Raw genomic sequence first — 14,035 nt, 5'->3', positions numbered from 1 at the left:
TGTATCCAATGATGAACCTTGTCGAATATAGCCGCAGCGCCACCCGGCTCGCCGACTATCTGCCCTGGGTCGCGCTGATCGCCGAAGGCGTTGTCCTGAACAAGGACGGCTCACTCCAGCGCACCGCGTCGTTTCGCGGGCCTGATCTCGATAGCGCCGTCGCGGCCGAGCTGGTCGCAGTCGCCGGCCGCATCCACAACGCCTTTCGCCGTCTCGGCTCCGGCTGGAGCATCTTCGTCGAGGCGCAGCGCCACGAGGCCGCGACCTATCCTGCAAGCGCGTTTCCCGATCCGGCCTCCGGCCTTGTCGATGCCGAGCGCAAGGCCGATTTCGAGGAAGAAGGTGTCCATTTCGTCTCTGGCTACTACCTGACCTTCCTCCATCTGCCGCCTGCCGAGGAAGCTGCACGCGCCGAGACCTGGCTCTACGAGGGCCGCGAACAATCCGGCGTCGGGCCGACCGGCGCAGGCAAGTCCGTGCTGCTGGCGCTACGACAACTCATAGGTCTTCGCCTTCGATTTCGGCGGTTCGATCCGGGCTGCGTCGCTCGCCATGGGCGGCGACTGGCACGATCTCGGCGGTGGCCTCACCGAAGGCTCTGAAGTCTCGGTTTCGCTCCAACAGCTCGCCCGCATCGATGATGGCTATGAGCGTGCCTGGGCCTCCGACTGGCTGGGCGCGATCCTCGCCCGCGACACATGACCATCACCCCGGAGGTCAAGGAGCATATCTGGACTGCGCTGACGTCGCTGGCCTCGGCGCCGGTGGAGGAACGCACCATCACCGGCCTCAGCGTGCTGCTTCAGTCAAACGACCTGAAGCAGGCGCTGCGACCCTATTGCGTCGGCGGTCCCTACGGCCGGTTGCTCGACGCCGAGACTGAACATTTGGGCGCTGCGGACGTGCAGGCTTTCGAGATCGAGGGCCTGGTCGGCACGGGGGCTGCGCCTGCCGTGCTCGCCTATCTCTTCCACCGCATCGGCGACCGGCTCGATGGTCGCCCGACCATGCTCATCATCGACGAAGGCTGGTTGGCGCTGGACGACGAAGGCTTTGCCGGCCAGCTCCGCGAGTGGCTGAAGACGCTGCGTAAGAAAAACGCATCCGTCATCTTCGCCACGCAGTCGCTGTCGGACATCGACAATTCCGCGATCGCAACCGCGATCTATCGCCGCTTCGGCCTCAACGACCGCCAGCTCGAGATCCTCGCGCGGGCCACGCCCAAGCGCGACTATTACTGCCAGTCGCGGCGCGGCAACCGCCTGTTCGAGTTGGGCTTGTCCGAAGTCGGCCTCGCGCTCTGCGCCGCATCCTCCAAATCCGACCAGACCCTGATCGCCAACCTCGTGGCCGAGCACGGCCGCGACGGCTTCCTCGCAGCCGAAAAGGAGACCTGACCATGAAGACCCGTTCCATCCGCATGCGCGCCGCCATCTTGGCCGCGACCATGCTGGCCGTCTCGCCGATCCTGACGACGCAGGCCCATGCGCAGTCCGGCTTCGGTCGCATCGTCTATGATCCGACCAACTACGCGCAGAACCTGCTGACCGCGGCGCGCTCGCTGGAGCAGATCAATCATCAGATCACCTCGCTTCAGAATGAAGCGACTATGCTCATCAACCAGGCGAAGAACCTGGCGAACCTGCCATATTCCTCGCTCCAGACCTTGCAGCAAAACGTCCAGCGCACCCAGCATCTTCTCGGACAGGCGCAGAACATCGCCTTCGACGTCCAAAAGGTCGACCAGGCGTTTCAGAGCCAATATGGAAATGTTTCGCTCTCTGCGACCGACGCCGAACTGGTGAAGGGCGCGCGCGACCGCTGGACGAACACCGTCGGCGGTCTTCAGGACTCCATGCGGGTCCAGGCCGGCGTCGTCGGCAATATCGACACCAACCGCACGCAGATGTCGGAGCTGGTCGGCCAGAGCCAGGGCGCCGCCGGCGCGCTTCAGGCGACCCAGGCCGGCAACCAGCTTCTCGCGCTCCAGTCGCAGCAGCTCTCTGATCTGATCGCGCTGATGGCCGCAAACGGCCGCGCGGGATCGCTGAGCGAAGCCGAACGCGCTGCCGCAGCCGAACAGGGCCGCGTGCAGCGCCAACGCTTCCTGACGCCGGGCACCGCCTACACGCCCGGCAACGCGCAGATGTTCAACAACGGCAATTGATCGCCAGAAGGGGAGCACCGTCATGGACGGCAAGATGCTGGCCCGGCTGGGCGCAATCATATTCGTCGCGATCGCCATTACCGCGACCGCGATCGAGATGACCCGCAAGGAAGAGGCGCCGACGCCATTGCCGGCCAGTCTTCAACAGCCCGCGCGCGACCCGCTGCGCGACGGGCAGCGCCAGTGCCAGCAGCTTGGCCGCAGCCCCGCGCCAATGCCGCCAAGCCAGATCGAGGGACGCTGATCCATGGGCGGCGCCGGCGTTATCGATATATTCCTCGCGACCTTCACCCGCTATATCGATAGCGGGTTCGGACTTCTCTCCGGTGAAGTCGCCTTCATTGCGACCACGCTGATCGTCATCGATGTGACACTGGCCGCACTCTTCTGGTCCTGGAACGCCGATGACGACATCATTGCGCGCCTGGTCAAGAAGACGCTGTTCGTCGGCGTCTTCGCCTATTTGATCGGCAACTGGTCGAACCTTGCCAAGATCGTGTTCGACAGCTTTGCCGGGCTTGGCCTCAAGGGATCGGGAACGAATTTTTCCGCAGCCGACCTGATGCGTCCGGGCCGTGTCGCCCAGACCGGGCTGGATGCCGCCCGGCCGTTGCTCGAATCTATCTCCGATCTGATGGGCTGGATCTCCTTCTTCGAGAACTTCATCCAGATCGCCTGCCTGCTGTTTGCCTGGGCGCTGGTCATCCTCGCTTTCTTCATTCTGGCGATCCAGCTCTTCATCACCCTGATCGAGTTCAAGCTGTCGACGCTTGCAGGCTTTGTCCTGATCCCGTTCGGCCTCTTCGGGAAAACCGCCTTCATGGCCGAAAAGGTGCTCGGCAACGTCGTCTCCTCCGGCATCAAGGTTCTGGTTCTCGCCGTCATCATCGGCATCGGCTCGACGCTCTTTGCCGAGTTCACCCGCGGGTTCGGCGGCGCGACACCGACGATCGACGACGCCATGGCCGTGGTTCTGGCCGCGCTTGCGCTGGTCGGCCTCGGCATCTTCGGCCCCGGCATCGCCAATGGCCTCGTTTCCGGGGGGCCGCAACTCGGTGCTGGCGCAGCTGTTGGAACGGTCTTGGCCAGCGGTGGTCTTGTCATGGCCGGCGCGGGCGCTGCCGGTCTGGCCGCGAAGGGAGGAGCCGCTGCGATTTCCGGGGGCGCTGCCGCCATGCGCGGCGGGGCGACCGCCGCAGGCGCTGCATCCGCAGCCTATAGCCTCCGTTCGCTCGGACAGTCGGGCGCCGCAGGCGTTGCCTCCGGTCTCGGCGGCGTCGGACGCGCAGGGGCAAGTGCGGTGGGCAATGCCATGTCCTCGCCGCTGCGCCGTGCAGCCGCCAGCATGAAGTCCAACTTCTCCGATGGCGCCAAGTCCGGATTCGGAGCGACCGGCGGCAGCTCAACCATGGGCACCATCGGCGGCGGTGCGACGGAAAGCCCAGCCGCTCCGTCCCAACCGTCCGGCAACGCGCCCGGCTGGGCGCAGCGGATGCGCCAGTCCGGCCATATGGGGCGAACCGCACAGACAGCCGCGCATGCCATCCGCTCCGGCGAGAGCCACGGCTCCGGCTCTTCCGTCAACCTCTCTGAAAGTGACCGCTCATGAATCTCTTCAGGCGACCCGCCGCGCATTACGGCAAGACACCGCAAGCCGAAACGCCCTATCAGAAGGCGGCCCAGATCTGGGACGATCGCATCGGCTCGGCCCGCGTTCAGGCCAGGAACTGGCGCTACATGGCCTTCGGTTCCCTGGTTCTCTCGGCGGGGTTCGCCACAGCGCTTGTGTGGCAATCGTTGCAGGGCACCGTCGTTCCTTGGGTCGTGCAGGTCGACAATCTCGGTCAGGCCCAGACCGTCGCGCCGGCGACCGCCGACTTCCGCCCAACCGATCCGCAGATCGCCTGGCATCTCGGCCGTTTCATCGAGCAGGTGCGCAGCATCCCCGCCGATCCGATCATCGTGCGTCAGAACTGGCTGCGCGCCTATGAATGGACCACGGATCGCGGCGCGGGGGCACTCAACGACTATGCCCGTATCAATGACCCGTTCACCAAGGTCGGCACGCAGCAGGTCGCGGTCGAGGTCTCCAGCGTCATCCGGGCCTCGCCCGACAGCTTCCGCGTCGCCTGGACCGAGCGGCATTTCGGGAACGGCCAGCTTTCGGGCACGGAGCGCTGGACCGCAATCCTGACCATCGCCATCCAGTCGCCGCGCGATGCCGAGAGGCTGAAGGTCAATCCGCTCGGCATCTACGTCAACGCCATCAGCTGGTCGCGGGAGATGAGCCAATGAGCCACCCGCAATTCCGTAAAGGCGGCAATCCGTCTTTCCGTAAATCCGCAATCGCGGTTGTCCTGCTTTCAGCCACCATGCTGGCTGGTTGCGTCACCGCGAGAAAGCCGCCGCAGATCAGCTACGACGCTAGCGTGCCGCCCTTGCCGGCGATCCCAGCCGGGGTGACGGACGAGCGTCTGACGCCGATCCATGTCCCGCCCGCCTGGACAGTCGCGCGCGGCGGCCAGGCCGCCAGTACGGCGACCGGCCGTGTCGAGAACGCCAACGCCGCCGCCCGCGTGCAGCCGCGGCGCGAAGGCTACTTCAACGCTATCCAGGTTTATCCGTGGTCGGAAGGCGCGCTTTATCAGGTCTATGCCGCGCCCGGCCAGATCACCAATATCGCGCTCGAATCCGGTGAAAGCCTGACCGGCGCGGGACCGATCGCCGCAGGCGATACCGCCCGCTGGATTATCGGCGACACGGAATCCGGTTCCGGCGTGGCCCGCCGCGTGCATGTACTGGTGAAGCCGACCCGCGCCGACATCACCACCAATCTCGTCATCACCACCGACCGACGGACATACATGGTCGAGCTGCGATCCGGCGAGAAGCCCTATATGCCCGCAATTACCGCTATGGCCTGACCGGCAACAACAATCCACCTTGGAAGCCCGTCGCCGTCTATGACGACGGCCGCCGCGTCTATGTTGAATTCCCGCGTGGCATCGTGCAGGGCGAAATGCCACCGATCTTCGTCATCGGTCCCGAGGGCGAGGCCCAGATCGCCAACACTCGCATCCATCAACACATCTTGATCGTCGATCGCCTGTTCGGCGCAGCTGAATTGCGCCTTGGCGCGGGCGACAAGCAGCAGACCGTCAGGATTGCCCGTACTGATGGGAGGCCGCAATCATGAGCGATACCGATACCAATGCCGCCCCGATGCACCTGCGCGCCGAACCCCCGCGCGTTACGCGCCTGTCGCGCAAGATGCTGGTGAGCGTCGCCGCCGTCGCCATGGTTGGTATCAGCGGGGTGCTGATCTATGCGCTCCAGACCCGCGCCCCCGGTGATGGCGGCGAGGAGCTTTACTCCACTGCCAATCGCCAGACCGCAGACGGCCTTGCCGGCCTGCCGCGCGACTATACCGGCCCCGTCCTAGGGCCGGCGCTTCCCGGCCAGCCCGTCGCGCCGCCGGTCGTTCCGACGCCCGGCGTCGACGAGGCCGAACAGCGGCGGCTCGCTGAAGAGGAGGCCGCACGCCTTAGCACCGTCTTCTTCCAGTCGCGGCAAGGTTCGACGGGTGCTGCGGCGCCCGGTACAATGCCGGGGCTTGCAGGCCTTGATCTTGGCGGGGCCGGCGCGCAGCCCACGACCGCGCAGGATCGCCAGCTTGCCTTTCTCAACGCGGCGGCCGACCGCCGAACTGTGACGTCCGACCGTGTGACGCCTCCGGCGTCGCCCTTCGTGCTTCAGGTCGGTGCGGTCATCTCGGCGGCCCTCATCACCGGCATCCGGTCCGATCTGCCGGGCCAGATCACGGCGCAGGTCACGGAGAACATCTATGACAGCCCGACCGGCAGCATCCTTCTCGTGCCGCAGGGCACCCGGCTCATCGGTCAATATGATAATTCCGTCGAGTTCGGGCAGCGCCGCGTGCTGCTTGTCTGGAACCGTCTAATCCTGCCGAACGGCCGTTCCATGGTGCTGGAACGCCAACTGGGCGCAGATCCACAGGGCTTTGCCGGACTGGAGGATGGTGTCGATTACCACTGGTGGGATCTCGCCAAGGCCGCAGCACTCTCGACACTTCTCGGCGTCGGCGCGGAACTCGCCACCGACGACAATGACCGCCTGATCCGCGCCATCCGCGATGGCGCGCAGGACACGATCAACCAGGCCGGCCAGCAGATCGTCCAACGCCAGTTGCAGGTCGCGCCGACCCTGACCATTCGTCCCGGCTTCCCGGTCAGGGTCATTGTTACAAGAGATTTAGTTCTCGAACCCTACAGGAGCTGAATATGACCAAGCTGAAACTCGGCCCCATCGCCGACGAGAAAACCGTAAAGGTGACGGTGGAGCTGGCTGCAGCGCTCCACCGCGACCTCACCGACTATGGCCGCCTCCTGGCCGAAGGCGGTGCGCCAATCGAGCCCGCCATGCTCATCGTCCCGATGCTGGAGCGCTTCATCGCCACGGATCACGGCTTCGCCAAATCATCATTATCGAAAACCAGTATCCACCTGATTGCATTAAGGAACAGGTGACTTTGACCGTGTTCACAGGTAATCCTAGCGTCGGCCGTAACGGCCTTCTCTAGGGAGACTCCATGAAAAAGCGATTGAACGAACAGGTATTGAAGCGCGGGGATGTGATCCTGACGACTAGCGACGCGACGGGAGACGGGGTACATTCGGCGAATACACAACGCTGTATTCGCTCTTCGCCTTGAGGGCGGATTGGAACCCTCCACAGCAATTAAAATCTGCAACTATGTCCAAGAGCGCATCGGAAGTGAGTATGCTACATTAGAAGCTGGTAGGGCGTGGCAGGGGCTGGGAAAAAAAGGAACACCCAAACAGTTCTGTAGTCGTCTCGTTGCGCAGGCTTACGCGGCCAACGGCTTCGATCTCGTCAAGAATACCGATTTTGCACTCCTAAGGATCTACTGAATAGCGCGAAGCTAGTCGAAGTCGCCGATGCTACCGTGGATGTCACGGACGAGGAATTTCAGGCTTGGCAGGCGCATCCTAGCGGCTTAGACCTGATGAGGCAGTCGACAAACCACATCCTGAATGGCGCTCGGAAGATCGATAAAAATATCCAGCATCTTAGCGACGTCGACAAACTCGTGCTGGAGCATTCCGAGCACGACGAGCTGATCATGCAGCTCTATGTCGAGTCTGGCTTCCTTCATGTTTGGAAAGTCGATCACGAGATCAACCCGTGGCACTATAATGCGAAGCTCATGGAAGATGTGGGCAGTCTGCAACCTGATGGTGTTCGGTGGTATTGCAAGGACACCCTATCCGAGGGGTCTCGTACAGATAATAGATACCTAAAGAATGCAATGACCTACCAATACTATCAGTCTATGAGGTCGAGAAAGACAATCGCGATGCTCGCGGCATTTTATCGGATGCTGGCGGAGCAGCATGCTGATCGTCTCGATATCGCAGAGGATTGGCTCGCTCGTCATCCGGATTAAAAACGACGGACATGCATTATAATTCTTGTGCAGCGCATATCGAGGCAATCTTGCAGTTTATTCGAGGAATGACCGGTTGCTATGGAACTCACACTGCATTTGGTTGCAATCGGAACTTTTCTCTCCCCTGTAAGATCCACCTTTGGGTTCGGCACTTGATCTCGGTTACTACGATCCCAATACGGGATCCTGTTCGCTTTTTCAAAGTACTTACCGGAAAACTTGACACTCCCTGATACGGTGGATGACGTTTTGGGGAGAAGAGTATAGTGTGAAGAAAGTACAGCATGAAATGTATGCCGTTAGGGGGGCGATTTTGAAGATTTACGCGGTGTATATTGAGAATTTTCGAGGCATCAGTTCAACTAAATTGCTTCTGCCCGATCACGCCGTCCTCATCGGCGACAACAACACTGGAAAGTCCTCCGTGCTTGAAGCCATAGATCTTGCGCTTGGGCCGGATCGACTGAACCGCCGGCCTCCTGTTGACGAGCACGATTTCTATGAGGGTAAATATCTGTCGGTGGATCCGGCTCCGGCCGAAGAGGGCGCAGCGCCAGCAGAGCCGCAATCCGCCCCGCAAATTACTGTCGAGGTCACGATCATCGGGCTGTCGGAGGAACAGGAAGCCCGGTTTGGCGGCAATATCGAGTGGCTCAATGTCGAGACGGGGGATTTCTTCACGGAAGCAACTCCCGCAGGCGTGGATGCTGCGAACATCAAGGCTGCGCTGCGCGTCACCTTCATCGGAGCATATGACGCGGATGAGGACGATTTTGTCGGCAATACCTATTACGCGCGCAGTCTGACGGAGGAAGAGACTCCGGTGCCCTTCTCCAAGAAGGACAAGCAGCATTGCGGTTTCCTCTTCCTGCGCTCGCTGCGCACGGGTTCGCGTGCGCTCAGCCTAGAGCATGGAAGCCTGCTCGACATCATCCTGCGGTTGAAGGAGATCCGGCCGCAAATGTGGGAAGGCACGATCGGCACGCTGGCAGCGTTCGATGTTGCGAGCGATCCCACAATCGGCATCTCGGGCGTACTGGAGAGCATCGACAAGTCGCTGAAGAAATATGTGCCGCGGGAATGGGGCGTAAAGCCCCATCTCAAGGTCTCAAACCTCACGCGCGAGCATCTGCGCAAGGTTGTGACGGCGTTCATCGCCACCGGCGATGGTGCCCATGCCGCGCCCTTCTTCCGGCAGGGCACTGGCACCATTAACATGCTGGTGCTGGCGATGCTGTCGCAGATTGCCGAGGACAAGCAGAACGTTATCTTCGCCATGGAGGAGGTCGAGACCGCGATCCCGCCCTATGCCCAGAAGCGGATCGTTCATGAGCTGCGCAAGCTGGCGTCACAATCGATCGTCACTTCGCACTCGCCCTATGTCCTTGAGGAATTCAAGCTCGACGAAACGGTGATCCTGTCGCGGGCGAATGACGGGATGCTGAAACAGTCGCAGATTGCGCTACCCGACAGCGTGAAGCATAAGCGCTATCGCCAGGAATTTCGCACGCGCTTTTGCGAGGGCCTGCTGTCCCGCCGCGTCCTCATCGCCGAGGGCGCGACCGAGGCGAGCGCCTTTCCGGTCGCGGCCCGCCGGCTTTCTGAACTGAGCCCGGGTGTCTATGCCTCGCTCGAAGCTCTCGGCATCTGCATCATCGATGCGGGCACCGAGTCGCAGATTGCTGATCTGGCTGGGCTTTATAAGGGCTTGGGCAAGCGGACGTTCGCGCTGTGTGACAAGCAGACCGACCCGGCAAAGGCCGCTATCGAAGCCCAGGTCGAACGCCTGTTCATGCATGAGGAAAAGGGCATCGAAGATCTCATCCTCAAAAACACGACCCAGGCCGCGCTTGAGCGCTTTTCCGATGCGCTCGACTGGCCGCAGCACCTGTTGCAGAAGTTCCCCGACCCGAAGGCCAACCTGATCGTCGCGCTGAAGGAGTATTTCGGCTGGGCAAAGGGCAATTGGGGAATCGCGGATTTCCTCGGCCAATGTTCCGAGGCTGAGATCCCGTCGTGGATTCGCGAGGCCTGTGTGACCCTCAAGGCACTCTGCGATCCGCCGCCCGCGCCGCCGGCCCTTCCGCTGGGGAAGGGCGACAACGCTGCCGACGAGCCCGGCGAATAGAGGGTCGAATGTTCTATCTGACTCCCGCGCAGAAGGATGTTCTGAAGGAAGACGGACATCAGCTCGTCGTTGGCGGCCCCGGCTCCGGCAAGACCACCGTGTCCATTTTGAAGGCGGCGAAGATTGCCCGCGAAAAACTCAGACCGGGCCAGCGCATCCTGTTTCTGAGTTTTGCGCGCGCAACGGTTTCGCGCGTCTTCGAGGCGATCGACGAAGAGCAGTCCGTCACAAAGGAGGAGAAGAAGCGGATCGAGGTCGACACGTATCACTCCTTCTTCTGGCGCCTTCTCAAGGCGCACGGCTATCTGGTCGGGTTTCCGCGCCGGATGGCAATTCTGACACCACCAAACGAGGCGATCGCGCTGTCGGCGATTCGCAGCGCATTCAAGGCGCCGTCCAAGCTCACTGAGGAGGAGAAGGCTCAGAAAGCCGCGCTTGAGATTGCCGAGCGGATGCGGCTTGCGACCGAGGAAGGTAAAATCTGCTTCGACCTGTTCGCGGAGCGAGTGGCTGTCCTGTTGCATGGCTCCGCCAAGGTTCGCAACCTTGTGTCGACCATGTATCCGTTCATCATCCTCGACGAGTTTCAGGATACCAGCGCTCAGCAGTGGCACGTGGTCCAGGCGCTCGGGAAGAGCAGCACGCTAATCGCTTTGGCCGATCCAGAGCAGCGTATCTTTGATTTTATTGGCGCGGACCCGGAGCGTCTCGACCACTTCAGGGAGGCTTTTAAGCCTTCCGAGCACGATTTGGCCGGGGACAACCATCGCAGCAAGGGGACAGACATTGCCTTGTTCGGCAACCACCTCCTTACCGGCAAATTTCGGGAAGAAGCGTATCAGGGCATGGACTACGAGGGGTTTGCCTCGAATCCTAATCAGGCTTTCGCCTCGCTTGTCGCTCAGGTTCTGAAAGCGCGTAAGCGGCTAATCGCGACGGGCAGCCGGGACTGGTCGCTTGCGATTCTGGTGCCGACTAAGCGTATGACTCGGCTGGTCTCCGACAAACTGCGCGAGCCCTTGGGCAACGTGCCTCCGATCTCGCATACGGCCGTCGTCGACATGGAAGGCCCGATCCTGGCGGCGGAGGTGATTGCCTTCCTTCTCCAGCAGCGAAGTCACGCCGGCTGCTTTGACGAATTCGTCGATGTGCTTTGCAGCTATTTCAGCGGTCGAGGGGGCCAGTCGCCGACGAAGGGCGACCTGACGGAAGCTATGCGATTCCGCTCGGCGCTCGGCAAATGGAATGACTGCCTTGCGAAGGGAAAGGCCGTTCCGGCGAACAGCGTCTTGCAAGCCACGTTCGCGGTCCATGAGGCTGCAACGGCTATTGCGCTGACTGGACAGCCTGACGGCGACTGGACTGCCATTCGAGCGGTGCTTGATGCTGGGGCCTGCACTCGGCTCGCCGAGGTTGCGAAGGAGGCGCGCAACGTCCGGCTTCTCGAACGCGGAACGCAGCTCCGGCAAAGCCTGTCGCAGGATTGGCGTGATACCGGCGGATACAAGAACGCTCTGGCGGTCACTCGCCAAGCATTCGTGCAGGAGTATTTCGCGACTGCTCACAAGCCGGAGACGGGTGTCGTTGTGATGAACATGCATAAGGCAAAGGGGAAGCAGTTCGATGAGGTCATCATCTTCGAAGGATGGCCGAAGCGCTACAAGGGTGAGATCGTCGGTAACCCGGATCGTATTGTGGGCGGCAACGTCCGCGCGGGGGCGATGATGCAAGCCCGCCAGAACCTCCGCGTGAGCGTGACGCGCGCGAAAATCCGCACGACAATCATGTCGCCCAGCGACGACGTTTGCGTCCTGCTTATCCCTGTCGAGTAGAGCTAGGTTGCGGAGGCTGCGTGCGCCCAAGAAGATGAGCGAGGTTAGATGTGCGTTTTACCTCCTACGGTGTCAGGTATGACGGTCATTATCGGCTAGAGTGTTGTACCGTTTGTCGGTGTGCATATGTTGAAAGGCGCGATCTTCTGTCTCTTAAACGCTGCTAGATCGCAACTTTTAGCGAATGTCGGTATAGGTAGTTGCGTGCCCCCGCAACCAGATGCAACTTAAAACCTTCAATAAATTCAAATAATTGGCTGGTAGACAGAGCCTACGAAACGCGCCAAAATCTCGTTTTATAAGACATATCAGTACTTTAGCTGAAGCAGGTTCAAATCGGGGGTAACGAACCGCGCAACCATACACAATGCATTGTTTTTGTATGTGGAGATGATAACTGACATTGTTCAAGTAAGCACATAAAAAACAAAATTCATTATGGCATAAGCCTCTTGAGTGATTGCTTGGTAGTCATTTCCGTAATTCGTATTTCATCCTAATTTAATGATCTTTCAGAGATTTTGAGTGATATCATTGAAAAGATGTGTATTTTACTCATATTTATTGGTGGTCTTTTTCAGCTTTAATCAATTATAATTGGTAAATTTGAAACGGCTTTTGGAACCGCATTTATGATGGTGGACAAGCGTGTTGGTGAACCTTTCTATCTATCTGGGCTATGGTATTCATGAGGTAATATAAGTTGAGTTATTCTGAAAAGAACCTCAGGATATATCTGGACCATCGTGTCGAACTGATTGACTATGCCACAGCTATCGTAGGCGATCGCTCGCAGGGCGAGGATGTTGTTCAAGAAGCGTTCCTTCGTCTGAAATCATCAGCTGTGGATCGATCACTAGATGAACCGGTACGCTATCTTCGTCGTATCATTCGTAATCTTGCAATCGATTGGATAAGACGTTCTGGTATCGAACGACGGCGATATGACGACAATGCGGATTTTGAGGCCGTGGCTGAGGATCGGCCTTCACAGGAAGACATCTTAGCGGATCGGGATGAATTACGCATCGTGATCGATGCTATGGAGGAGTTGCCTGAGCGAACGCGAATAGCTCTCCATATGCACCGTTTCGAAGGGTGTAAGCTGAAGGAAATCGCCAGCCATTTAGGCATCTCAGTCGCACTTGCTCATGCCCTTGTTTATGAGGGATTGCAACATTGCCGTAAACGGCTTTTGATATGAAACTTAGCCATATGAACCAGTTGTTGAAAAAAGAGCGTTGTCGATCGTTCTTTATATAGATGCGTTATTTCAATTGATTGGTTAGCAAGCTATCAAAGCGCCGTAAGTTCTTTCGGGAGACAGACTCATTAAATCGAATGCACCATCAGAAAAAGCCAGTAGGGAAGCACTTCATTGGTTGATAGCTCTTCAGGAAGCCCCTGACGATGCGGATTTGCAAGCTCGTTTTGATGCTTGGTGCAAGAGTAATTCCGAAAATCTGCCTGCATGGAATGAAGCACAATATGTGTGGAATACTGTGGGCATGGCTGGTCAAGCTTCCGACGATATGATGGCAAAAGCTAATAGGTCTCAGTCACATAACCGATTGACATCTTCGCGGGCAAAATTTCGCCCGCGCAATATTGCTGCATTAGCGGCAGGTGCATTGTCTGTCTGTATGGCCATCATTTTCCTGCCTGCAATCAGTATATGGCTGGCAGCTGACTACTCAACTGCCACTGCCGAAATGCGTCAGATAGCTTTGGAAGATGGAAGTGTTGTCCATCTAGGCGCTGATAGCGCAATTGAGGTTGCCTTTGAGCCGCAAACGCGGCTCATTCGCCTATTGACCGGAGAAGCTTATTTTGAAGTTGTGCCTAATAAGAATAGGCCATTTAAGGTGGAGGCATCGAATGTTGAAACAACAGTTCTTGGCACAGCTTTTGATGTAAAGCTGATTGCCGGTGGAGTTGCTGTCGCTGTGAACCATGGGCGCGTGGGAGTTGCGAGTGTAGGAGCGGATCAAGCACTTGGTGCGCCTTTGGAAGCTGGTGACTGGCTGAGGATTTCCCGCAATGGTGAGGTTGAGCGCGGCAATGACGCTCCAGAGCTCGCCGGTGGATGGCGTAGCGGTATGCTGGTGGTTAAAGACTGGCCAATTGCTGATGTCATCAGCGAACTTCGTAGGCACTATAAGGGTAAGATCATATTAGCTGATGGGAATCTCGGCGAACAACGAGTTACAGGTGTTTACGATCTTAAAAATCCGATCGATGCACTTGGTGCTGTTGCACAGGCGCATGGTGCTCAAATGCGTCAAGTTAGTGGATTTTTGACGGTCATTAGTCGTTACTGAAATCGAATAATGAATTTTTTTTAAAACTTGAGTATTTTTGTCTGAAAATAACCCCGCCTGTTTCGTTCTTTATGTGAGAGGGTTTTTGGCGATGTG

At 59.0% G+C, this 14,035-nt stretch carries 11 protein-coding genes and 2 pseudogenes; all 13 read left to right on the top strand.

All coding sequences use genetic code 11. The features are described from left to right. Positions 1–8: 8 nt before the first annotated feature. Positions 9–1,382 (top strand): annotated as a pseudogene (locus ABDZ76_RS14270) (TraG/VirB4 family ATPase); the annotation flags it as partial. 17 nt (positions 1,383–1,399) lie between these two features. After that, the gene (gene trbJ / locus ABDZ76_RS14265) at positions 1,400–2,167 is read left to right on the top strand and encodes a P-type conjugative transfer protein TrbJ (RefSeq protein ID WP_343806681.1); all 768 of its coding nucleotides are present in this window, start codon (positions 1,400–1,402) and stop codon (positions 2,165–2,167) included. Positions 2,168–2,189: 22 nt separating this feature from the next. Next, positions 2,190–2,411, top strand: coding sequence for a putative entry exclusion protein TrbK-alt (trbK-alt, locus tag ABDZ76_RS14260; RefSeq protein ID WP_343806678.1), 222 nt, complete (start codon positions 2,190–2,192; stop codon positions 2,409–2,411). 3 nt (positions 2,412–2,414) lie between these two features. Then, a complete protein-coding gene (trbL, locus tag ABDZ76_RS14255) occupies positions 2,415–3,776 on the top strand; it encodes a P-type conjugative transfer protein TrbL (RefSeq protein ID WP_343806675.1) in 1,362 nt (453 codons plus the stop codon). Beyond that, a complete protein-coding gene (gene trbF, locus ABDZ76_RS14250) occupies positions 3,773–4,462 on the top strand; it encodes a conjugal transfer protein TrbF (RefSeq protein ID WP_343806671.1) in 690 nt (229 codons plus the stop codon). Before trbL ends, trbF begins: the two co-directional genes overlap by 4 nt. Beyond that, positions 4,459–5,363, top strand: a pseudogene (locus ABDZ76_RS14245) (TrbG/VirB9 family P-type conjugative transfer protein). Before trbF ends, ABDZ76_RS14245 begins: the two are co-directional and overlap by 4 nt. Further along, positions 5,360–6,466, top strand: a complete 1,107-nt coding sequence (locus tag ABDZ76_RS14240) for a TraB/TrbI/VirB10 family type IV secretion system protein (protein WP_343806669.1) — start codon at positions 5,360–5,362, stop codon at positions 6,464–6,466. The pseudogene ABDZ76_RS14245 and the gene ABDZ76_RS14240 overlap by 4 nt, the downstream one beginning before the upstream one ends. A 2-nt stretch (positions 6,467–6,468) precedes the next feature. Continuing rightward, positions 6,469–6,714 (top strand): DUF2274 domain-containing protein, encoded by a 246-nt coding sequence (locus ABDZ76_RS14235; protein ID WP_343806667.1) that lies wholly within the window; start codon positions 6,469–6,471, stop codon positions 6,712–6,714. Between the two features lie 440 nt (positions 6,715–7,154). Continuing rightward, complete coding sequence (locus tag ABDZ76_RS14230; RefSeq protein ID WP_343806665.1) at positions 7,155–7,655, top strand: hypothetical protein; 501 nt, start codon at positions 7,155–7,157, stop codon at positions 7,653–7,655. Positions 7,656–7,926: 271 nt separating this feature from the next. Then, positions 7,927–9,786 (top strand): ATP-dependent nuclease, encoded by a 1,860-nt coding sequence (locus ABDZ76_RS14225; RefSeq protein WP_425541766.1) that lies wholly within the window; start codon positions 7,927–7,929, stop codon positions 9,784–9,786. 8 nt (positions 9,787–9,794) lie between these two features. Continuing rightward, entirely contained in the window at positions 9,795–11,618 is a 1,824-nt protein-coding gene (locus ABDZ76_RS14220) for a UvrD-helicase domain-containing protein (RefSeq protein ID WP_343806663.1), read from the top strand. 703 nt (positions 11,619–12,321) lie between these two features. Continuing rightward, positions 12,322–12,822 (top strand): sigma-70 family RNA polymerase sigma factor, encoded by a 501-nt coding sequence (locus tag ABDZ76_RS14215; protein ID WP_343806661.1) that lies wholly within the window; start codon positions 12,322–12,324, stop codon positions 12,820–12,822. A 127-nt stretch (positions 12,823–12,949) separates the two neighbouring features. After that, entirely contained in the window at positions 12,950–13,939 is a 990-nt protein-coding gene (locus ABDZ76_RS14210; protein WP_343806787.1) for a FecR family protein, read from the top strand. Positions 13,940–14,035 lie beyond the last annotated feature (96 nt).

Origin of the sequence: Paenochrobactrum glaciei (assembly GCF_039522165.1) — a bacterium.
Lineage (GTDB): Bacteria > Pseudomonadota > Alphaproteobacteria > Rhizobiales > Rhizobiaceae > Paenochrobactrum > Paenochrobactrum glaciei.
Note: the sequence above shows the minus strand (reverse complement) of the source record. Positions and strands in the feature narration are given on the sequence as shown.